20 protein-coding genes are annotated in these 20,744 nt (G+C 35.4%); 11 read left to right on the forward strand and 9 right to left on the reverse strand.

Going from position 1 to position 20,744, the window contains the following annotated elements:
• Positions 1-31: 31 nt before the first annotated feature.
• The 9 genes from ACH2AZ_RS08925 (at position 32) to tsaB (ending at position 6,951) form a co-directional block, all read left to right on the forward strand.
• Positions 32-1,015: a cytochrome c oxidase subunit 3 gene (locus ACH2AZ_RS08925; protein WP_394907564.1), complete on the forward strand. Its 984-nt coding sequence runs from the start codon at positions 32-34 to the stop codon at positions 1,013-1,015.
• Positions 1,016-1,033: 18 nt separating this feature from the next.
• The gene (locus ACH2AZ_RS08930; protein ID WP_394907565.1) at positions 1,034-1,396 is read left to right on the forward strand and encodes a cytochrome C oxidase subunit IV family protein; all 363 of its coding nucleotides are present in this window, start codon (positions 1,034-1,036) and stop codon (positions 1,394-1,396) included.
• Positions 1,397-1,477: 81 nt separating this feature from the next.
• Positions 1,478-2,137, forward strand: coding sequence for a hypothetical protein (locus ACH2AZ_RS08935; protein WP_394907566.1), 660 nt, complete (start codon positions 1,478-1,480; stop codon positions 2,135-2,137).
• Positions 2,124-2,750, forward strand: coding sequence for an SCO family protein (locus tag ACH2AZ_RS08940; protein ID WP_394907567.1), 627 nt, complete (start codon positions 2,124-2,126; stop codon positions 2,748-2,750). The genes ACH2AZ_RS08935 and ACH2AZ_RS08940 overlap by 14 nt, the downstream gene beginning before the upstream one ends.
• 1 nt (position 2,751) lies before the next feature.
• A complete protein-coding gene (locus tag ACH2AZ_RS08945; protein ID WP_394907568.1) occupies positions 2,752-3,297 on the forward strand; it encodes a DUF420 domain-containing protein in 546 nt (181 codons plus the stop codon).
• Complete coding sequence (locus tag ACH2AZ_RS08950) at positions 3,290-3,523, forward strand: hypothetical protein (protein ID WP_394907569.1); 234 nt, start codon at positions 3,290-3,292, stop codon at positions 3,521-3,523. Before ACH2AZ_RS08945 ends, ACH2AZ_RS08950 begins: the two co-directional genes overlap by 8 nt.
• A 155-nt stretch (positions 3,524-3,678) precedes the next feature.
• Entirely contained in the window at positions 3,679-5,013 is a 1,335-nt protein-coding gene (locus ACH2AZ_RS08955; RefSeq protein ID WP_394907570.1) for a TolC family protein, read from the forward strand.
• Positions 5,014-5,015: 2 nt separating this feature from the next.
• Positions 5,016-6,263, forward strand: a complete 1,248-nt coding sequence (locus tag ACH2AZ_RS08960) for an efflux RND transporter periplasmic adaptor subunit (protein ID WP_394907571.1) — start codon at positions 5,016-5,018, stop codon at positions 6,261-6,263.
• A gap of 1 nt (position 6,264) precedes the next feature.
• Positions 6,265-6,951 (forward strand): tRNA (adenosine(37)-N6)-threonylcarbamoyltransferase complex dimerization subunit type 1 TsaB, encoded by a 687-nt coding sequence (gene tsaB / locus ACH2AZ_RS08965; protein WP_394907572.1) that lies wholly within the window; start codon positions 6,265-6,267, stop codon positions 6,949-6,951.
• Positions 6,952-6,955: 4 nt separating this feature from the next.
• Here tsaB and ACH2AZ_RS08970 read toward each other — a convergent pair whose 3' ends face one another.
• Together ACH2AZ_RS08970 and ACH2AZ_RS08975 are read right to left on the reverse strand one after the other, a co-directional pair.
• Positions 6,956-7,783: a mechanosensitive ion channel family protein gene (locus tag ACH2AZ_RS08970; RefSeq protein WP_394907573.1), complete on the reverse strand. Its 828-nt coding sequence runs from the start codon at positions 7,781-7,783 to the stop codon at positions 6,956-6,958.
• Between the two features lie 72 nt (positions 7,784-7,855).
• Positions 7,856-9,868: a thioredoxin domain-containing protein gene (locus ACH2AZ_RS08975; RefSeq protein WP_394907574.1), complete on the reverse strand. Its 2,013-nt coding sequence runs from the start codon at positions 9,866-9,868 to the stop codon at positions 7,856-7,858.
• A 118-nt stretch (positions 9,869-9,986) separates the two neighbouring features.
• Between ACH2AZ_RS08975 and ACH2AZ_RS08980 the strand changes: the two genes are divergently transcribed.
• Positions 9,987-12,239 carry an inorganic phosphate transporter gene (locus ACH2AZ_RS08980; RefSeq protein ID WP_394907575.1) on the forward strand — a complete coding sequence of 751 codons (2,253 nt, stop codon included), beginning with the start codon at positions 9,987-9,989 and terminating at the stop codon, positions 12,237-12,239.
• 75 nt (positions 12,240-12,314) lie between these two features.
• Here the strand turns inward: ACH2AZ_RS08980 and ACH2AZ_RS08985 are convergent, their stop codons facing one another.
• Positions 12,315-13,229 (reverse strand): NifU family protein, encoded by a 915-nt coding sequence (locus tag ACH2AZ_RS08985; protein WP_394907576.1) that lies wholly within the window; start codon positions 13,227-13,229, stop codon positions 12,315-12,317.
• Between the two features lie 208 nt (positions 13,230-13,437).
• Here ACH2AZ_RS08985 and ACH2AZ_RS08990 point away from each other — a divergent pair, with 208 nt between their 5' ends.
• Positions 13,438-14,460, forward strand: coding sequence for a type IX secretion system membrane protein PorP/SprF (locus ACH2AZ_RS08990; protein ID WP_394907577.1), 1,023 nt, complete (start codon positions 13,438-13,440; stop codon positions 14,458-14,460).
• Here ACH2AZ_RS08990 and murI read toward each other — a convergent pair.
• From murI to ACH2AZ_RS09020, 6 genes are all read right to left on the reverse strand, one after another.
• Positions 14,457-15,245, reverse strand: a complete 789-nt coding sequence (gene murI / locus ACH2AZ_RS08995) for a glutamate racemase (RefSeq protein WP_394907578.1) — start codon at positions 15,243-15,245, stop codon at positions 14,457-14,459. The genes ACH2AZ_RS08990 and murI overlap by 4 nt on opposite strands.
• Before the next feature lie 87 nt (positions 15,246-15,332).
• A complete protein-coding gene (locus ACH2AZ_RS09000; RefSeq protein ID WP_147861566.1) occupies positions 15,333-15,848 on the reverse strand; it encodes an OmpH family outer membrane protein in 516 nt (171 codons plus the stop codon).
• Between the two features lie 53 nt (positions 15,849-15,901).
• Entirely contained in the window at positions 15,902-16,699 is a 798-nt protein-coding gene (locus tag ACH2AZ_RS09005) for an OmpH family outer membrane protein (protein WP_394907579.1), read from the reverse strand.
• A gap of 33 nt (positions 16,700-16,732) precedes the next feature.
• Entirely contained in the window at positions 16,733-19,294 is a 2,562-nt protein-coding gene (locus ACH2AZ_RS09010) for an outer membrane protein assembly factor (protein ID WP_394907580.1), read from the reverse strand.
• A 7-nt stretch (positions 19,295-19,301) separates the two neighbouring features.
• Entirely contained in the window at positions 19,302-20,042 is a 741-nt protein-coding gene (locus ACH2AZ_RS09015; RefSeq protein ID WP_394907581.1) for an isoprenyl transferase, read from the reverse strand.
• Positions 20,042-20,731, reverse strand: a complete 690-nt coding sequence (locus tag ACH2AZ_RS09020) for a DUF6089 family protein (RefSeq protein WP_379043774.1) — start codon at positions 20,729-20,731, stop codon at positions 20,042-20,044. The genes ACH2AZ_RS09015 and ACH2AZ_RS09020 overlap by 1 nt, the downstream gene beginning before the upstream one ends.
• Positions 20,732-20,744 lie beyond the last annotated feature (13 nt).

Raw genomic sequence — 20,744 nt, forward strand, 5'->3', positions numbered from 1 at the left:
TTTGCTTAATATTTAACACTAATTTCTATTTATGGAAGCTACTGTTGCCCAAACAGGCACCGAAGGAAAAACTTGGGGTGGAGGAAATAAACCACTTGGAGCAAGTTATGGAAAATTAATGATGTGGTTTTTTATTGCATCGGATGCGCTTACGTTTTCGGCGTTTTTAGCAGCTTATGGTTTTTCAAGATTTAAGTTTATAGACTCTTGGCCTATAGCCGATGAGGTGTTTAATCACTTTCCGTTCTTACACGGGGTTGACGCACCCATGTACTATGTGGCGTTGATGACTTTTATTCTAATATTTTCATCGGTGACCATGGTGTTAGCTGTAGATGCAGGACATCATATGAACAAAAAGAAAGTTACACTCTACATGTTTTTAACCATTATTGGTGGTTTGGTCTTTGTAGGATCGCAAGCTTGGGAGTGGAAAAATTTTATAAACGGTACTTACGGTGCGGTTGAAACACGAGGAGGTCAAATTTTACAATTCGTAGATACCGATCACGAGCGCGTTGCTTTAGCCGATTTTGCTAAAACTTTACCTCAGGATCGTATAGAACACCAGCCTAGCAATGGTGTGTGGTATGATGCTGATAAGCAGACGTCTGCTAGTTTTACTGTAGAGGAAATTACTAAGGGATTTGAAGCTAATCCAAATATATTGGTTCGTATTCAGCAATTAGATGAAAACGGTAAGAAAATTGTTTTATCTAGAGAAGCTTCATTGGCAAAATTAAAGAATGATGCTGTTACAACCGTTGAAGGAGCAAACCTTACCAATAATGAATATGGACCACCATTGTTTGCCGATTTCTTTTTCTTTATCACAGGATTTCATGGTTTTCACGTATCTATGGGTATTATTCTAAATATTATAATATTCTTTAATGTTTTAGTAGGTACATATGAGCGAAGAGGAAGTTATGAAATGGTAGAAAAAGTAGGGTTATATTGGCACTTTGTAGACTTAGTTTGGGTATTTGTATTTACTTTCTTTTACCTTGTTTAATAAAAAACACAATTAAAAATGGCACACGATTCAACACATACTAATCAATCAGCAACAAAGCGAATTTGGTATGTATTTATGTTACTTTCTGTAGTAACTATTGTAGAGGTGGTATTGGGTATCTTTAAACCAGCATTCTTGGTGCAGACCGATATCTTGTATATGCATCTTTTAAATTGGATATTTATTATTTTAACGGTGTATAAAGCTTATTTAATTACTTGGGCCTTTATGCATATGGAAGGTGAAAAGAAAGGCCTGAGGCGTTCGGTAGTATGGACAATAGTTTTCCTAGTATGTTATTTGGTTTTTATACTTCTTGCAGAAGGAGTTTATATACATGACGTTTTTTCTAACGGTTTTGTGACTTGGAATTTCTAATAGAAAACATACGTTAAATCATACAAAAAGGCGGTTTTATTGAACCGTCTTTTTTATTTTTGTAAAAGCAATTTTGTTGTTATGAAAAAATATTTTGTGCTCACCTTATTGTTTGCATTGCCTATTGTGGCTTACTTATTTTTTTCTTCAGGAATTAATCATTTTGCTATTCTTCCCACTTTAACCAAACCTATTTCTGAAATCGATAATTTTCATACTTTTCAAAATGAAGAAGTGCGTTTGAAAGACCATATTAGTGTTCTTTTCTTTATGGGGAATAGGGTGAAGGAAATGGAAGGGCATGCTTTTAATCTTAATGAAAAAATTTACGATAAAAACTATCAGTTTAAGGACTTTCAATTTGTGATATTGGCTGAAGATGGGCAAGAACAAGCGGTCCAAGATCTGCTAAATCAATTAGGCACCACCATAGATGTCAAGAATTGGAAATTTGCTTTTGGGAGCCAGAATAACATACAAGGGGTCTTTGAAAGTCTTCAAACACCTCTACAATTAAATGAAGGTGGTGCTAATGAACACGTTTTTATTATTGATAAAGAGTTAGCTTTACGCGGAAGAAAAGATGAGGAAGACAAAACTGTAGTTGAAAACTATGGTTATGATACTTCTTCTGTGGCAGAGCTTAGCAACATAATGAGCGACGACATTAAAGTAATTTTAGCTGAATATAGATTGGCCACTAAAGGAAATGCAATTAAAGATAACGATGAAAAATTATAAATACATTGGTATAACCTTTATTATTCTAATTTTTGGAATTTGGGCGGTTCCTAAAATAGTTGATCGCTTTAGCGGTAATAAAGTTGCTATGACAGTAATAGGTAAGGTGCCTAGTTACCAGTTGACCAATCAAGATGGTGAGCTCATTTCTGATGAAGACTTTAAGGGTAAGGTTTACGTGGTAGAGTTCTTTTTTACTACTTGTCCTACTATTTGCCCCGAAATGAATGAAAATATGACAAAAATTCAAGACGAATTTTTTGGTAATCCTAATTTTGGTATAGCTTCTTTTAGTATTAATCCAGAATACGATACGCCAGAGATTTTAGCTGCCTATGCCAAAAAACATGGTATATCTCATCCTAATTGGCATTTGTTAACCGGTGAACGAGACGCTATATTTGAATTAGCCAATCAAGGTTTTAATCTTTATGCTGCCTACAACCCTAAGGTAAAGGGTAACTTTGAACATTCAGGATATTTTGCTCTAATCAATAGGCAAGGTGAGATTGTTTCTCGCCTCGATGAATATGGTAACCCAAAAGGTTATTACGATGGGTTAGACCCGAAAGACCTAAACATGCTTAAATCTGATATAAAAAAGTTGTTGTAAAATGAAAGAGGTAATTCAAAAGGGTAAAGATAAAATTGTTGTACCTATTATTATTAGCTTATCTATTGCGGTGCCACTTATAGTATTAGTCCTGCTCAATCTTCCTACAAGATATGATTTGTTGGGATTAGATATAGGTACATATCCTTTTTTTCACGCCGTTTTAAATGGGATTACAGCAGTACTTTTGTTACTTGGCTATGTATTAATCCGTAAAGGAGAAAAACTACTTCATCGCAATGTAATGATTACTGCTTTTGTTTTGTCTTGCGTGTTTTTAATTAGTTATGTTTTCTCTAAATTAAGTAACGATCCTGTTCCTTATGGAGGAGAAGGATTTTTAAGGCCATTGTATTTTTTTGTTTTAATTTCGCATATCGTGCTTTCTGCTATAATAGTACCATTGGTCTTGTTTACCATGTATAGAGGTTTAACAGCAGAATATAAAAAACACGTTAAAATAGCCCGATATACTTTTCCTATTTGGTTTTATGTGGCTGTAACAGGAGTTTTGGTGTATTTATTTATGTTACCTTATTATGGATAAAAAATTAGTCTTTTTTTTGTTTTTCGTATTGTTTATTGGTTTGATATTGCCAGTCAATGCACAATGCGCCATGTGTCGAGCAGTATTAGAAAGCGACCCTGATGGGACAGCCGCTAAGTCAATAAACAATGGAATTATGTATTTGATGGTTTTTCCTTATCTGCTGGTTGGAGGGGTTGGCATAGCGGTTTACCGCACCTTAAAAAACAGAAAAAAGGAAGCATAGTGACGCGCTTTTTGTAACAAAATTCCATCATATTCGTCCTATGATTAGTAGGTTTTAAAAGTAGAGCAAAAGGAAATTAAGTTGCTTATGGTGATTTATTTGATCCAGTTGTAACAATAAACCTACTTTTTCTACTTATAAATTAGTAAATTGTAATGATGCGAATAAAAACTTTACTCCTTACCTTAGTTTGTCTTCCGGCTGTACTTTTTAGCCAAGAAAAAAAATGGACGCTGAACGAATGTGTTACGCATGCCTTAGAGAACAACATCAGTATCAAGCAATCTGAGTTGGATGTAAAAAGTGCCCAGTACGATAAAAGAGATGCTATAGGTAATTTTATACCAAGTCTTAATGGTTCAGGGTCTTACTCTGTAAATACCGGAGCTAACATTAACCCGGTTACCAACCAGTTTGAGAATGAAGTTTTTACTTCTTTTACTACAGGGTTTAATTCTTCACTTACTTTATTTGACGGTTTAAGAAACATTAGGCAGCTTCAAAGAGCCAAATTAGCTCAATTGGCTACGCAATATCAACTTGATAAAATGAAAGATGATATTAGTCTTGCCGTGGCAAACGCCTATTTAAACGTCTTGCTTAATAAAGCCAACCTATCATCGCTGCAAAGTCAAAACGAGGTTAGTAAGGAGCAGCTAAAGCGTACAGAAGATTTGGTAGAAGGTGGCGTACTACCGAAAGGAGATCTTTTAGAAATAAAAGCCAATATGGCAAATGAAAAGCAACAAATAGCCATATCACGAAATAATGTAAAAATTGCTTTAATTAATCTAGCGCAGTTGATGTTGGTTAAAGATTATGAAAATTTTCAAATCGTTGATGAAGGTTATGAGCTGGTTTCAAATGAAGTAGCTAACCAGCCTGTGGCATCTATTATCGCTTCCGCGGAAGAGAATAGGCCAGAACTTAAAATTGCCGAACAAAATCTAGCCATTGCACAAAAAGATGTGCAAATTTCTAGGGGAGCATATTATCCTACTTTAACCGCTTTTTTTGGATATAATACTCGTTATTCAGATAATGATTTTTTTGAACGTTCATTCACAACGCAGTTGTATCAAAATGATGGAATTGGCTATGGAGTGCAATTAAACGTACCTATACTTAACGGTTTGGCCACTAGAAATAATGTAGCTCGCAGTAAGATAAATTTAGAAAGAAGAAAGTACCAATTAGAGCAAGCTAAATTAGATTTAGAATCTAATGTATATCAAGCACACGTAGACGCCCAAGGAGCTTTAGAAGCATATGAAGCGGCTCAAGAAGTGGTTAAATCACAAGAATTGGCTTTTGATTACGCTCAGCAACGCTATGATGTTGGTCTTACCAATGGTTTTGACTTTACTCAAGCTAAACAAAGATTAGACAACGCTATTATAGAACTTAATCGTGCTAAATACGACTATATTTTTAAATTAAAGGTGCTTGAATTGTATTTTGGAATTGATCCGCAAAACTTAAAATTATAAAAATGAAAAAAAAGAAAATACTTGTAATTGTAATAAGTGTATTGGTTTTAATTGCCTTTTTAATAGGAGGTAAAAAAGCGGGTTGGTTTGGAAAGGCAGATGACCTTAAACAGGTTGAGGTGGCCCTTCTAGAGAAAATGAACTTGATAGAAACGGTGTCAGCAACGGGTAAAATACAGCCAGAGGTAGAGGTTAAACTATCTTCTGAAGTTTCGGGTGAGATTATCGAACTTCCAATAAAAGAAGGACAACGCGTTGAAAAAGGTGATTTATTGGTAAAAATTAATCCAGATTTATACCAATCTAGTCTACAGCGATCACAGGCGAGCTACCAAAATATTAAAGCCAATTTAGAGCAAGCTAAGGCTAGCCTTAAGGAAGCTGAAGCTAACTATAACCGAAACAAAACTTTGTTTGAGAAAGGGGTTATTTCACAAAGTGAATGGGATGCCGTTTTATCTAGGTATGAGGTAGCAAAAGCCACACAAAAAAGCGCCTATTATAATGTTCAAAGTGCTGCGGCAACGGTTAACGAAGCACAAGATAACTTAGGCAGAACTACAATTTATGCACCCATGTCGGGTACAATTTCAAAATTAGACGCCGAATTGGGCGAGCGTGTAGTAGGAACCCAGCAAATGGCGGGTACAGAGATACTACGTGTCGCAAACCTTAACGAAATGGAAGTTGAGGTAGATGTAAATGAAAATGATATTGTAAAGATTAACGTAGGTGATTCCGCTTTAGTGGAGGTTGACGCTTACTTGGATAAAAAATTTAAAGGATTGGTAACGGCTATTAGTAATTCCGCAAACGATGCGCTTTCTGCCGATCAAGTAACTAACTTTAAGGTGAAAGTGAAAATTTTAAAAGAATCTTATGCCGATTTATTAGCGGGTAAAGGAGAAAACTATTCACCCTTTCGACCAGGGATGACAGCCACAGTTGATATAATTACAAACAGTAAAAAAGACATTCTTGCGGTTCCTATTAGCGCGATTGTTATTAAAGCAGAAACGACCAAGTCAAACGCGTCTGGTTTAGACGACAAAACTTACGAAGCCGTATTCATTAAAGAGGAAGGCAAAGCAAAGTTACAAGCCATAAAAACCGGTATTCAAGATGAAACCAATATTGAAATTCTTGAAGGTCTTAAAGAAGGAGATGAAATAATTACAGGTCCGTATAGTTTAGTTACTAAAAAATTGAAAGACGGTCACGCGGTTGAAGAAATTAAAAAATCGAAATAAATTGGCATTATTATTAGCGTTAGAAACAACAACTACCAATTGTTCTGTTGCGTTGTGGAAAGATGAGAAGTTAATAGATTTAATCGAAGATCGCACTCCTGGATATTCCCACGCTGAATTGCTTCATACTTTTATCCAAAAAGTAATAGAAGATAATGGTTTTTTATTAAAAAGTTTAGATGCAGTAGCCATAAGTAAAGGTCCAGGGTCGTATACTGGATTACGAATTGGGGTGTCGGCGGCTAAAGGTTTGTGTTATGCCTTAGATGTTCCGCTTATTGCCGTTGATACTTTAGAGGCCCTAGCTATGCAGTATAATAAAGAAACGCACGGAGAGGTAGATAAAATTATATCTTGCCTAGATGCTCGCCGAATGGAAATTTATGCCGGTTTTTATTCGGTGAATTCGAAATCAGATACTGGCTTAACAACAATTAAACCCGTTGAAGCTTTAATAATTGAATCAGATTCTTTTCAAGATGAAAAAAGACAGCGTCTATTATTTTTAGGAGAAGCTACAAGTAAGTTGTCCGAAAAGATAGAGTCTAAAGATAATTTTACTTTTGTTGAAGCACAACCTTCTGCAAAAGAAGTAGGTATTTTGGCTATGCGAAAATATAAAATAAGCGACGTAGAGGACGTCGCTTATTTTGAACCATTTTATTTGAAAGATTTCAAATTAGGGTAATCCCTTATTCGGGTTTGCTAATAATATGAATGTCTCTTTGAGGGTAAGGAATACCAATTTCAGCAGCATCTAATCTTCTTTTAGCCTCTTCGATGGTATACCAGTGACAATCCCAGAAATGCTCATTGAGTGCCCAAAAACGTAAAGACAAATTAACTGAATTATCGGCAAGTTCTGTTACCACTACTTGGGGTTCAGGATCGCGCATAATGTTTTCTTGTTCCAGCATAAGGTTTTCCAAAATATCTTTAGCTTGTTTTATATCTGCATCATAAGAAATACCTATGGTAATGGCATCTTTTCGTTTTCCTTCAACAGTGTAGTTAATAATGTTATCGTTAGCTAAAGGGCCATTGGGTACCGTTACCAATTGATTTCCGAATGTATTTATTTTTGTATAAAATAAAGAGATTTCTTTTACAGATCCAGAAACACCTTGAGCCTCAATCCAATCTCCTATTCTAAAGGGCTTTAAAATAACTATAATCACACCTCCGGCAAAATTAGCTAAAGAGCCTTGTAAGGCTAATCCAATAGCTAAACCGGCAGCACCAATAACCGCAATTATACTAGTGGTTTCTATACCAATTTGATTAATAGCTGTAATGAAAACGAGAATCTTAAGCGTATATTCAATAATTTTGGTTAGAAATTGCTCCAACGCAATACCATAGTCTTTTTTGCTTAAAATTTTTCTTACATATTTAACAATCACTTTAGAAAGCCACCACCCAATAATTAAGATGACAATTGCGGCTAATAAATTTGGTAAGAAATCGATTATTTTATCGATATACTCTTTCGCGTAATTTTCAAATTCAGTTATTTCCATATTTTTAATTTTTGTTTGTTGCATAATATGAAACAAAGTGCTTTTTTAAAATTTTTATTCGTTTAATTTTTGTTAATAATTATTACCCAATAAGAGCTTTATGGCTTCCTGGGTATTATATACAGGAGGGAGGCAAGCTTTTTCTGTGCAGATTAATACTTCTTCCTTTACGGTGTTCTTTGTGCTTTTTTGGCTTGTATTAGTCGTACGATAAAAGTTAATAAGTGCTTTTCTTTTGCTAAACGCAGACCACAAATTTTCATTGGTTTTCACCAAAAAAAACGGATAATCTCGTTTCAGTTGGTTTTGTAGCCATTGAGAATAGTCGCTAGGAGAGTGCATAAAATCTGAAGAGATGCTATCCTGCATTTTTTCAAAATGTTCTTGATATGCAGTCTTGCCCGTAAGCAATGCTAGTTTATGTAGATTCTCACTCATAATAGCATTGGCACTAGGGACAACGTTATCGCGCAAAGCAATTGGTTTTATAAATAAATCTTCGTTTTGAATCTCGGAATAATAAAAAAAGATATCGGCATCTTTTTTAAAGTTCTTAAAACAATACTGGATAAGGGCCTCGGAAAGCTTTAAATAAATAGGCTTTAGACTAACTTCATGCATACTAAGTAAGGCCTGAATAAAAAACGCGTAATCTTCTAAACTCCCAGCTTTTTTATCTTGATGCTCGTGTAATTCCTTATAAAGCTTATTGCCGTCGTAGTTGAGCTGTAGTATTCGATCTATTGCTTTTTGGCATCGCATTAGGAGAGGTTGCTCTTGTGTAGTTTTATAAACATTCAAGTAGGTTGTAATTGCCATAGCATTTAGTGAAAGCATTTTTTTATCATCTAGTTGTGGTTTTGCTCTTTTTGCTTTGCTGGCTTTTAATGTTTGTAAGCATTCGTTTATTTGTTTTTCTGCCTCTAACTTCGATAAATTAAATGATTTTGCAAGGCTTGAAATGGATTGACTTTTAAATAAAATGTAGTTTCCATTCTCCCAATAGCCTTTCGGGTTGATGTTAAAGTAACTGGCAAATAACTCATACTTTTCTTTTAGCAATTCTTGAAGTTCTTCTTTTTTCCAGGTATAATATGCACCTTCTTCGCGCTCTTCTTTTATATTAAGGCTATCGGCATCTAGTGCAGTAAACCACAAATAATCACTATCACTCAATTGCTGGTCAATGAAAGCGAGTGTTTTCTTATACGTTTTTTTAAAGGATTTCTCTTGGAATAAAATATAGGCTTGGTGGTACAGGTTGATGAGTTGAAGGTTGTCGTATAACATTTTCTCAAAATGTGGGACATGCCAATTTTGATCTAGAGCATAACGTGAAAATCCGCCTTCAATATGATCATGGATTCCTCCGCCTTCAATTTTTTTCAAACTTAATTTAAGATAATTATTCAAATTATTGTCTTGGCCAATATGGGCGTATTTTAGTAAAAATAAGTGCTGATTAGGCATCATAAACTTTGGGATGCCCAAGTCACCTCCATAGGTGTAATCGAGTTGATTCTTCCATTTATTTAAAAGCAATTCAAAATCTACTTTTTTCTTTAATTCCTTATTATTTATATTAGGTAATTGTAGTTTTGATACTCCTTCCTTTAAGGTGTCGGCGTATTCTTGCATCGAATTAGGGTCTTTTTCAAACAAAGCTTTAATCTGCATTAAGGCACTTAACCAGGGTTTTGCTTTTAAAAATGTACAACCCCAAACAGGCATCTTGTTGGGTAGGGCTATAATATTTAGGGGCCATCCACCTTGCTTGATCATAAGCTGTAGACTTTGCATATAGAGATGGTCTACTTCGGGATGAACTTCACGATCTACTTTTATAGCAACAAAATGTTCATTCATAAATCGAGCTACCTCCTTGTTTTCGAATACCTCCTTTTCCATTTCATGACACCAATGGCAGGTGGTATATCCTATACTTATAACCAGCAATTTATTTTTTTCTCTAGCATAATTTAATACCCCATCATTCCACTCTTGCCAGTTTATGGGGTTGTTGGCGTGTTGAATTAAATAGGGGCTGTTAGAGTTTTTGAGATTGTTGATTTTAAAATTGGTCATAAATATTATTTTTTTCGGGAAGTAGAGAAAATTGAAAATTAATGTTTTGGTAACATTGAGTTCATAAGCAATTAAAAATAAAAGCAGGAATTTTGCACCCAATTAGGTAAACAAATTTATGGAAACTTTTTACATTATTGTTTTAGTTATTTTATTTGCTTTAGCCATTACAGATCTAGTAGTGGGGGTAAGTAATGATGCTGTAAACTTTCTAAACTCGGCCATTGGCTCAAAAGCTATTTCACTAAAAACAATTATGATTGTAGCTAGTATAGGGGTGGCCGTAGGAGCAATCTTTTCAAGTGGTCTTATGGAAGTAGCAAGAAAAGGAATTTTCGATCCTAGTCAATTTTATTTTGATGAAATCATGATCATCTTTCTAGCAGTCATGATTACCGATGTACTATTGCTCGACTTTTTTAATTCCTTAGGGTTGCCTACTTCAACCACGGTATCAATAGTATTTGAGTTGTTAGGAGCTGCGGTAAGTGTAGCAGCAATCAAGTTATACGAGCAGTCGCAGAGTTTTGATCTTATTTATGATTATATAAACACTGCAAAGGCCTTAGAGATAATTATGGGTATTTTGCTCTCTGTGCTCATTGCATTTACAGTTGGGGCCATTGTACAATACCTCTCTCGGTTAGTATTTTCTTTTCAGTTTGAACGTAAAATGAAATATGTAGGGTCTGTTTTTGGAGGGGTGTCTATTACGGCTATCACTTATTTCATTTTTATTAAAGGGATGAAAAGTATTTCTTTTATTCCAGGGTCGGTTAAAGAATTTGTAAACGATCAAACCTTGATAATAATAGGGATTAGTTTTTTGTTCTGGACACTTGTTTCCCAGTTAATGATGAGCTTCTTCAAAGTAAATATCCTTAGAGCAATTATTGTGATTGGGACCTTTGCACTAGCCTTGGCCTTTGCAGGGAATGATTTGGTAAATTTTATAGGGGTTCCTATTGCAGCTTGGCAATCTTACGACATTTGGATGGCCAGTGGTCAAGCACCAGGACAATTAGATATGACCGGTCTTGCAGGTGCGGTGCAAACCCCTGAAATACTATTGATTGGTGCTGGAGCCATAATGGTTATTACATTGTGGTTTTCGAGTAAAGCCAGAGCGGTTGTAGATACGGGTATAAATCTTTCTAGACAAGGTGACGGTGCAGAACGCTTTGAACCGAATAGCCTCTCTAGGGTTATTGTAAGGTATTCAGTAATTTTTAGCAACAGTATTACCCATATTCTACCTAATCGTATAACCAATAGTATCGAATCTAAATTTCAAAAACCTAAAGAATTATTGAATGATCGCAGAATTGATGCTCCTGCTTTTGATATGGTTCGCGCTTCTGTGAATTTGGTTGTTGCTAGTATTTTAATTTCAATAGGTACCAATCTTAAGTTACCCTTGTCTACTACTTATGTTACCTTTATGGTAGCCATGGGTACTTCGCTTGCTGATCGTGCTTGGGATCGTGAAAGTGCGGTTTATCGTGTGGCAGGTGTAATTAATGTAGTTGGCGGTTGGTTTGTTACTGCTTTAGTAGCTTTTGTGGCAGCGGCGATTTTTGCCTTGGTGATCTGGTATGGAGGCATGGTAGCCATTTCGTTATTAGTTGGTCTAGCAGTATTTTTAATTGTTCGTGGAGCAATTCTTCATAATCGTAAAAAGAGACTAGAACAAAGTAAAAAGCGATTTAACAGAAGCGATATCATTACTATTAATGAAATTACTCAAGAGACTTCGCAAAATGTTTCCAATGTAATTAAAGGTATTAATAAAAGATACAGTAAGGTCATAAACCATTTGGGTTATCACGATCTGAGTAAACTTAAAAAAGATAAGAAACGCTTGAACGAGCTTGATGGAGAAGTGGAAGAGTTGAAAGATAATGTTTTCTATTTTATTAAGTCTTTAGAAGATAACTCGGTTGAAGCTAGTAAATTCTATATCTTATTTTTAGACTATTTGCAAGACATGGTACAGTCTATCGGTCTTATAGCACAATCAAGTTACAAACACGTAAACAATAATCATAAAAACCTGAAGTTTAATCAAATTAGAGATTTAAAAAGTGTAGATCGGGATATGCAGGTGCTTTTTGATGATATCATTGAAACCTTCGATAGTCATTCGTTTGAAAATATTAACCGAATTCTGGAAGAAAAGCAGAAGTTAATGGACAAGGTATCTGAATTAATTCAAAAGCAAATCAATCGTATTCGAACCTCAGAAACGAGCCCTAAGAACACCAAGCTTTATTTTGGTATCTTGTTAGAGACCAAAGATTTAATAAGCGCTACCATGAATTTATTGCAGCTTTTTGATGATTATTATCAGGACGCAAAAAGAGAGTTGTAAATATAAATTTTGTTATAAGTTAATAAAAAAGGAGGCTCGTGGGAGCCTCCTTTTTTATAAGTTTTTTGATTAATATTAGCCATTTACAGCTTCTACACGGCCAATTTTATCGTGTAACATTTCTTTTAAGACGTTTTCAATACCATTCTTTAAGGTGATGGTCGATGAAGGACAGCCACTACAAGCGCCTTGCAAGATAACTTTTACCGTTTTAGTGTCGGCTTCGTAAGAATCAAACATAATATTACCGCCATCACTAGCTACAGCAGGCTTTACATACTCTTCTAACACGGCAATTATTTGGTTTGATACCGAATCTAATTCTTTTGAATTATCAGCTTGGCTTTTTGGCTTTTCTGTAGCTTTTTTTGACTCGGTGCGCTTTATTTCTTTATTTAGTACTGGTTTGCCTTCTTCTAAATAAGTTTTAATAAACTCCCTTAATTCTAGAGTGATTTCATTCCATTCTGCAATATCGTATTTAGTAATCGAAATATAGTTATCATCTAAAAACACTTCCTTTACAAAAGGGAAATGAAAAAGAGCTTGAGGTAGTGGGGCATCCTTGGTTTCGTCTATATTTTTAAACTCAATGCTTTGTAGAACCAGTTTCTTGTTTGCAACAAATTTTAGAACAGCCGGGTTGGGTGTGCTTTCGGCATAAACCGTTATGGCTATTTTTTCATTTTGGTCTTTATCTTTTACAATTGCCGTTCCTTGGTTTAATAAATCGGTTATTTTAGACTTTAATTCATTTTGAATTTCAGACCATGGGGCGATGTTAAACTTCTTTACCGCTACAAAATTTTGAGCGATATAAACTGTTTTTACAAAAGGTAAATGAAAAAGAGCTTGAGCTAAAGGGGAGTCTTTGGCGTCATCAATATTGTTAAATTCATAGGATTTATGATTGACCAAAAACCTGTCGGCTTCAAATTTTAGAATATCTGGATTTGACGTATTTTGTATTTCAATCTTGTAATTTTCCATAGCTTTAAATTTCATACAAAAATACTAAAAGAAATACTATGAATTCAATATATTTACCCAATTATAATTTTCACCTAAAAACAATAAAAACTTAAAAATTCACGTTGAATTAAGAGTAGTGTTAATTTTATTTTAAAAAAAAGCCAAAATAAATTTTTTACTTACTTGCATTTTGTTTTAATTTGGAGCAACAACACCCTAAATGAATATGAAGTTTAATAAAACCTATTTAGTTTTTGTATTTTTTGCCTTTTCATTATTAGGCTTTAGTCAAGAACGAGGAATTCCCGTTTACAGTGATTACTTAACAGATAATATGTATTTAATGCATCCCTCTATGGCAGGGGCAGGGTTGCTTAGTAAAGCTAGACTTACTGCAAGGAGGCAGTGGTTTGATGTAGATGATGCGCCTACTTTAGAAACCTTGAGCTTAAATGGTAGACTTAGTGATAGTAACATTGGCTTAGGTGGTATTTTGTACAATGATAGTAACGGTAGATTTTCACAACAAGGTGCCTATGCTACTTTTGCATATCATTTATTGCTTTCTAGAGATCGGGTAGATTTAAATCAATTGTCATTTGGTTTAAGTGTTGGAGTTTTACAGGAAAAACTTGATGAAAGTGATTTGATTGGAGGTACCAACCCTTCAGATCCTAATATAGCAGGTATAGAGCAGCAAGATTCTTACTTTAATATTGATTTTGGTGTTTCTTACTATTACCTTGAGTTCTTTACGCACTTAACGGTTAAAAACCTAATTCCGCAAAAGCGTGATATTTTTGCCGAGGACTTTGAAACCGATAACCAGCGTCAATATTTATTTACCCTGGGTTATACCATAGCACCTTATGCTAGTGACTGGTCTTTTGAACCTTCGGTAATGTTTCAAATGAAAGAAGAAACTGCAGAAGCTGCCGTAGACGGAAACTTTAAAGTTTATAGACAATTTGACTTTGGTCAATTATGGGGAGGTTTGTCTTATAGAAGGAGTTTAGATGGAGCTGAGTATACTGAAGATGGTGCGGCTACGGTTGAAAATCAAAAATTACAATATTTTTCTCCCTTTTTAGGTATTAATTACAACCAATTTATGTTTGCTTATACTTATACTTATCAAGCTAATTCTATTGTTTTAAGTAATGCTGGATTTCATCAAATTACCTTAGGATATAATTTTGGAGGTGGCAAAGAGAAATATCACTGTAATTGTCCTGCGATTAATTACTAAAAATCTTTATAACCAACTAAAAACCGCTCCTCGGATTGAAGAATTTTTTCTATAATCCGGGGATTTTTATTGCTATAAAAAATACACTTTTCACCGGAATCTTTTCGGAGAAGATTTAGCTTTTCTAGTAAATTTTTTGTTTGTTGCGCCGCGGCTCTTCCTGAATCAATAATTTGTACGTTTTGAGGAACAATTTCGTTAAGAATAGGCATAAGATAAGGGTAGTGACTGCAGCCTAAAACTAAGTAATCTATATTTTCTTTAAGCATAGGTTTAACAAGTTCTTTAACCAATTGCTTTAAGGCGGGCTGTTGTAAATTGCCTGTTTCAATTAAAGGAACCAGTCCTTCACCTACCACTTCTATTACTTTAGTACCACGTGTATATAAATCTGATGTTTTAATAAATAATTCGCTTGCCAAGGTACCTTTAGTAGCTAAAATGCCAATCGTTTTATTTTTACTATTTAAAGCCGCTGGTTTTATTGCAGGTTCTATGCCTACAATGGGTGTGCTGTATTTTTCACGCAACACTTTTATAGCATTGGTGGTAGCAGTATTGCAGGCTACAACAATTAGCTTGGCGCCCATCTCCAGTAATAACTCGGTGTTTTTAATAGATAAATCTATAATCTCTTGCTGACTTTTAGCACCATAGGGAGCGTTTTTACTATCTGCGAGGTATATAACTTGCTCTAACGGTAAAAGCTTATGAATCTCTTTAAAAATGGATGTTCCGCCTATTCCCGAATCAAACATACCTATGGGTGCCAGTTCTTTTTGCATTGCGTTAGCTTCTTGGTTAAGTAGTAAAAATAAAAAAGCGTTTCTTAAATAGAAACGCTTTGTAAAATATTATTTGATAAAGAAGGCTTACATCCCTAATTCTTTCTTTACATCATTAAGTAAGTTGTACCCGTCTGCTAGCAATACTCCGCCAGCTCCGGTGGTAGAATCAAGTACATAGTCAAATCCTTTTGCACGGGCCACTTTTTGAATGGCATTTCTAGCTTTTTCATACACTGGTCTAAGTAATTCAGTTTCTTTCTTCTGCAATTCTCTTTGCGCGGTTTGTTGAAATTGAACTATTTTTTCTTGTGTAGCCTGTAACTCTCTTGCGCGTGCTGCATTCTCCTCATCTGTTTTGGTAGGAGCTTCATTTTGATAGCGCTGATTTTTGCTCTGCGCTTCTTTTAGTAAATCGTCTATTTCAGAACGATAAGTTTGCTCTAATTTCTCTAATTGCGACATAGCCGATTTATATCCTGGCATAGACTCAATTAACTCTTGCGTGCCTATATGAGCAATTTTAGAAGTTTGTGCTTGAGCAAAATTCATAGCACCAAACATAAGCGTTAAAGCTAAAAATACGGTTTTAAATTGTTTCATCTTTTCTTAATTAATTTGATTTTGGGTTATTTAATTTTTGCCTTTCGGCGGATTTAATCTTTGTTGTTTCTCACTCGGTCTAAACTATCTCTTCTTCGCTGTCTATCTTCTAATAGTTTTTGTCTTCTTGCTTCGAATGCAGCTTGCCTAGCCGCTCGTGCGGAATCTCTAGCTCTTTCACGATCTTTAATAAGGTTTTCTCTTTCTTTTTCTCGCGTTAAACGATCTCTTTCTCGTTGAGCTTCTTCTGCCTTATCTTCTTTTGCTTTTTCAACAGATTTATACGTGTCTTCTGCAATATCTGCACCTTTATTTTCTCTGCGGTCTGTACGACTCTGTCTGTCAATCATTTTAAGAATTTGATCGCTGATGTCGTGACGGTCAGCCGAAAATAGCATTAATGCATCTGAAGACCGTTCAAAAATATAATCAAAATCTCTTTTAATCGCATACTCCTGTACAGCATTAAAGACTTGATCTTGCACGGGTTGAATAAGCTGTCTTTTCTGAGTTATAAAATCACCTTGAGGGCCAAATCTTTTTTGTTGATATGCCACCACTTGTTGAACTTCATAATCGATTTCGTCTTCGCGCTCTTCAATCAATTCTTTAGTTAATAAAGGGCTTTCCTGTTTTAAAGCCTGCTTCATTTGTTCAACTTGGTTAAGTTTTTGCTCCACCTCGGCTCTCCATTTTTGAACTTTTGCATCCAATTGGTTGTTTGCCTCTTGATATTCTGGTACATTCTCTAGAATATAATCCATATCAATATAGGCAATTTTTAATCCGCTTTGAGCGAATAGAAAGCCTGCTTGAAGAAGGAATATTAAAAGTGCTATGTTTTTTCTCATGTTATTTCAAATTTAGAAAATATCGTGCCAAAATTAAAATTGCTGTCCAATAATAAAGTGGGTTTCCCAACCGTTAGCGGCACCATTAGTTCCTGGGATGGGGTCAAAACCATATCCAAAATCTATCCCTAATAATCCAAAAGCAGGCATAAAGATGCGAATCCCGGCACCGGCAGATCGGTTTAATTGAAAAGGATTGTAGTCTTTAAACCCGTCATAACTCGAACCTGCTTCTAAAAAAGTTAAGGCAAAAATCGATGCTTGTGGTTTTAGTGTTATTGGGTACCTAAGCTCTAATGAGAACTTGTTGTAAATGGTAGCGCCATCTTCACGGGTAAGCCCGTCTTCTCTGTCTCTAGGTACTACCGTTTGATTACCATATCCGCGTAAAGCGATATTTTCTCTGCCGTCTAAGCTGTAGCCTCCAAGGCCATCTCCTCCTAGGTAAAAACGCTCAAAAGGCGGTATTCCTCTATCGTTGTTGTAAGCTCCTAGAAAACCAAATTCTGTTGCGGTTCTAAGCACCAGTTTACCTATAAGTTTATTGTACCAGTCGCCATTAAATTTTATTTTATAATATTCTAACCATCTAAACTTTTCTTGGTCTATTTTAGCTACATCTGGTTGACCGTTGGGTAATTGATAGGCCGGATCATTGGCAAGGTTAGCGTAATCTGTACCGTTCCAAGCCGAATACGGCGGCGTTAATTTTGCGGTTATACCAAATTTAGATCCTCCTGTTGGGAAAATAGGGTTGGTGTGCGTGTTATCTCGGCTCAGACCCAAAGTTATAGCGAGGTTGTCTGCTGTACCATTGGGAAAAGTAAATAATCCAATATTATAATTTTGCAAGTTGTAATGTTGGAAACTTAAAGCTACAGAGGCCACAAAAAAGTCATCTGGGACTTTAAGGTTTTTAGCTAAGCCGATAGACCCACCGGTGATTAAGAAGCTACGATCTCTATCGGTTTCACGAGCAAAAAAGTCACGGTAAAACTGTTTGGTATGTGAAAAACTTGTAGTTAAACGGATGGGCTTTTTACCTCCTAACCATGGCTCTGAAAAAGACAAGCTGTAGGTTTGGTAGAATGACGAAGCTTGAGCTCTTAGTGAGAGGGTTTGACCGTCTCCCATAGGTAGCGGCTTATAAGCATCTTTATCAAATATTCCTTTTAATGAAAAGTTATTAAAAGAAAGGCCTAAGGTACCTACAAAGCCTCCGCCGCCATATCCTCCTTGTAGTTCAATTTGGCTTGCACCACTTTCAACCACTTTAAAGTTTAAGTCTACCGTACCATCACTCGGATTTACATCAAAATCGGGTGAAAGTTGTTCGGCATCAAAGAAGCCTGTAGCTCCTAATTCTCTTACTGTTCGCACCACATCTTGCTTACTATAAACCTGTCCTGGCCGGGTTCTTATGTTTCTGTATATCACATGGTCATTGGTTTTGTCGTTCCCAGTAACCCTAATTTCATCAAAATAAGCCATTTTTCCTTCCATCACTCGGATTTCAAAATCGATAGTATCATTGTATACTCGCGTCTCTACCGGGTTAATTCTAGCAAATAAATAGCCGTTATTTTGATATAAATTGGTTAAATCTGCCGCATCTGGCCTTTCTTTGTCAGCAATTTTTTTCTCTAAAAGCACACCGTTATAAACATCACCTTTGGCAATACCCAAAACAGCTTTTAATTGTTTGTCGGTGTAAACCGAGTTTCCTAAAAAGCTAATTTCACCAAAGTAATATTTATTACCCTCCTCTAATTCAAGCGTTAAAGCTACCTCTTCTTCATTTAAAATGCGGAGGCTATCTTTTACAATTCGCGCATCTCTAAAACCACTACTTTTATATTTATTAATGATTTTTTCTTTACTTTCTTTATATTCTTCGGCAATGTATTTTGACCTTTTCCAAAAGCGTAAAAAGTTCTTTTGTTTGGTTTTCATTTGACGTCTAATCTTAGCGTCGCTAAAGATTTCATTACCTTCAATTTTAATTTCCTTTATTTTTACCTTTTCCCCTTTATCGATACGCAGCACCAAGTCAACTTTTTCCTTGTCATTGTCTAAACTATCTCTAATGGTGCGGGTTTGAATATTAACATTAGCAAACAGAAAACCATCTTCGGCATATTTGTTCTCTATGCTTGCTTTCGTAGTGGCAATTAAGTTTTCGGTAACTTTTGTGCCTGGTTTTAAATCATTTTCTTTAATGATTTCTTCACGTTTTTTCTTTTTGTCAAGACCACTGATTTTTACTTCATTCAGTTCAGGAACTTCTTTTATTTCTAGCTGCAAATCGGCAACATTATTATCAATGTTGGTCACGTACAGGTTGATGTCACTAAACAGTCCTAAATCCCAAAGCTTTTTTATTATCTCGCTTATTTTATCTCCTGGGATATAAAGTTTATCACCAGATTTAATCCCCATAAAGGCGATAACCGTTTGTTCGTTATAATTGGTGCTTCCTACAACACTTATTTTACCAATGGTATATTCTTTTCCATTAGCCAAGGCCATGTCTTGGGCTTGTGATTGCCAAACTGCAAATAGGCAAAAACATAAAAGGTATAATTTCTTTATCATTAAAATCTTAATTGATTTGTTCGCTTGTTTTTCCAAATCTTCTTTCTCTATTTTGATAGTTTAATATGGCCTCTGCTAAATGTTCTTTTCTAAAATCTGGCCATAAGACTTGTGTGAAATATAATTCTGCATAAGCTATTTGCCATAATAAGAAATTGCTTATGCGTTGCTCGCCACTAGTTCTTATTAATAAATCAACATCGGGCATAAAGTTGGTATATAGCTGATCATTAATGTCTTGCTCGGTGATTTTGTTGGGGTCTATTTTATTTTCTTGAGCCAAGAGAGCTATTTTTTTGGTTACACTGAGCAATTCTTCGCGGGATCCATAACTAAGGGCTAAAGTTAGCGTCATCATGGTATTCTCTGCGGTTTGTTGCATTACTTCATTTAATTCTTCTTTGGCCTTTTGTGGTAAACTATCTAGGCATCCAATAGCTTTAAGTCTAATGTTATTATCTTGAAGCGTTTTGATTTCTTTCCGTAAAGAAGAAACCAGTAATTTCATTAAAGTTTTGACTTCAATTTGTGGTCTATTCCAGTTTTCTGTAGAAAAAGCGAATAAAGTAAGGTTTTTAATACCTAGTTTTGCGCAGGTTTCAACCGTCTCTCTTACCGATTTTGTTCCGCTTTTATGTCCAGCAACCCGCAATAATCCTTTGTTTTTCGCCCACCTCCCGTTGCCATCCATAATGATAGCGATATGCTTGGGTAATCTTTCTTTGTCTATGTTGTGAAAAAGCTCCATTAGAATTTACAATAACAAGGTTTGCGTCCAAAACTATAAGTAAGCGTTATCCCTGTAAAAACATACCAATCGTTCGAGTTGGCACTTCCGAAGCTGGGATATACATCTTCGGCATCTATTTCTTCTGGATTACTGCCATCTAAATTATCGGTAAACGTATAGCGTGCACCAATTTCAAAAGCTAAAATCCATTTGGTAGATAGGGTTCCTTTTACCCCTAAAACCATAGGTATTGCAGAAGTGAATTTATTATCTTCTGGTATTATTTTGTTACGTCTATCTACAAACATATCTTGCGTGAACACCCCTGTAAGGCCAGTGTAAATGTACGGTGTCCACTGAGCTTCTAAGTTGTGCAAATCCCACTCCCAAAAGGTGTATTCAATACCTAAGGAAGCTTCTGTAATTTTATTTTTAAATGAGTAACCCCTTAGTTTCCTCCTTGTTTCTTTTGCGTCTGCGTCGTTGGCTTTTATTTTTGAATGAAAAAGGCTAAATCTAAAGGAGTGTCTGTTGCTTCGGTTCCATTTAAAGATACCGCCAGCTCCTAGGGTTTTGGGAGCAATATATTGGGTGTCACCTACATCACCAATATAATTGGTTGCACCGAGCATAGGACCAATTTCATAGGTTTGGGCCAAGCTTAGGCTGGTGTATAACAATATAAATGAAAAGATTAAATATCTCATAGAATCTCAAAAG

This window comes from uncultured Mesonia sp. (assembly GCA_947499595.1).
Classification (GTDB): Bacteria; Bacteroidota; Bacteroidia; order Flavobacteriales; family Flavobacteriaceae; genus Mesonia; species Mesonia sediminis.

What these genes read in the sequence shown, in the direction of transcription:
- ACH2AZ_RS08985 (WP_394907576.1), bottom strand. Translation starts at nt 13,229, where the DNA reads ATGGAAAATTACAAGATTGAAATACAAAATACGTCAAATCCAGATATT.
- ACH2AZ_RS08980 (WP_394907575.1), top strand. Translation starts at nt 9,987, where the DNA reads ATGGAAACTTTTTACATTATTGTTTTAGTTATTTTATTTGCTTTAGCC.
- ACH2AZ_RS08940 (WP_394907567.1), top strand. Translation starts at nt 2,124, where the DNA reads ATGAAAAATTATAAATACATTGGTATAACCTTTATTATTCTAATTTTT.
- murI (WP_394907578.1), bottom strand. Translation starts at nt 15,245, where the DNA reads ATGCAAAAAGAACTGGCACCCATAGGTATGTTTGATTCGGGAATAGGC.
- ACH2AZ_RS09020 (WP_379043774.1), bottom strand. Translation starts at nt 20,731, where the DNA reads ATGAGATATTTAATCTTTTCATTTATATTGTTATACACCAGCCTAAGC.
- ACH2AZ_RS08945 (WP_394907568.1), top strand. Translation starts at nt 2,752, where the DNA reads ATGAAAGAGGTAATTCAAAAGGGTAAAGATAAAATTGTTGTACCTATT.
- ACH2AZ_RS08975 (WP_394907574.1), bottom strand. Translation starts at nt 9,868, where the DNA reads ATGACCAATTTTAAAATCAACAATCTCAAAAACTCTAACAGCCCCTAT.
- ACH2AZ_RS09005 (WP_394907579.1), bottom strand. Translation starts at nt 16,699, where the DNA reads ATGAGAAAAAACATAGCACTTTTAATATTCCTTCTTCAAGCAGGCTTT.
- ACH2AZ_RS08970 (WP_394907573.1), bottom strand. Translation starts at nt 7,783, where the DNA reads ATGGAAATAACTGAATTTGAAAATTACGCGAAAGAGTATATCGATAAA.
- ACH2AZ_RS09000 (WP_147861566.1), bottom strand. Translation starts at nt 15,848, where the DNA reads ATGAAACAATTTAAAACCGTATTTTTAGCTTTAACGCTTATGTTTGGT.
- ACH2AZ_RS08990 (WP_394907577.1), top strand. Translation starts at nt 13,438, where the DNA reads ATGAAGTTTAATAAAACCTATTTAGTTTTTGTATTTTTTGCCTTTTCA.
- ACH2AZ_RS09015 (WP_394907581.1), bottom strand. Translation starts at nt 20,042, where the DNA reads ATGGAGCTTTTTCACAACATAGACAAAGAAAGATTACCCAAGCATATC.
- ACH2AZ_RS08935 (WP_394907566.1), top strand. Translation starts at nt 1,478, where the DNA reads ATGAAAAAATATTTTGTGCTCACCTTATTGTTTGCATTGCCTATTGTG.
- ACH2AZ_RS08960 (WP_394907571.1), top strand. Translation starts at nt 5,016, where the DNA reads ATGAAAAAAAAGAAAATACTTGTAATTGTAATAAGTGTATTGGTTTTA.
- ACH2AZ_RS08925 (WP_394907564.1), top strand. Translation starts at nt 32, where the DNA reads ATGGAAGCTACTGTTGCCCAAACAGGCACCGAAGGAAAAACTTGGGGT.
- ACH2AZ_RS08955 (WP_394907570.1), top strand. Translation starts at nt 3,679, where the DNA reads ATGATGCGAATAAAAACTTTACTCCTTACCTTAGTTTGTCTTCCGGCT.
- ACH2AZ_RS08950 (WP_394907569.1), top strand. Translation starts at nt 3,290, where the DNA reads ATGGATAAAAAATTAGTCTTTTTTTTGTTTTTCGTATTGTTTATTGGT.
- ACH2AZ_RS09010 (WP_394907580.1), bottom strand. Translation starts at nt 19,294, where the DNA reads ATGATAAAGAAATTATACCTTTTATGTTTTTGCCTATTTGCAGTTTGG.
- ACH2AZ_RS08930 (WP_394907565.1), top strand. Translation starts at nt 1,034, where the DNA reads ATGGCACACGATTCAACACATACTAATCAATCAGCAACAAAGCGAATT.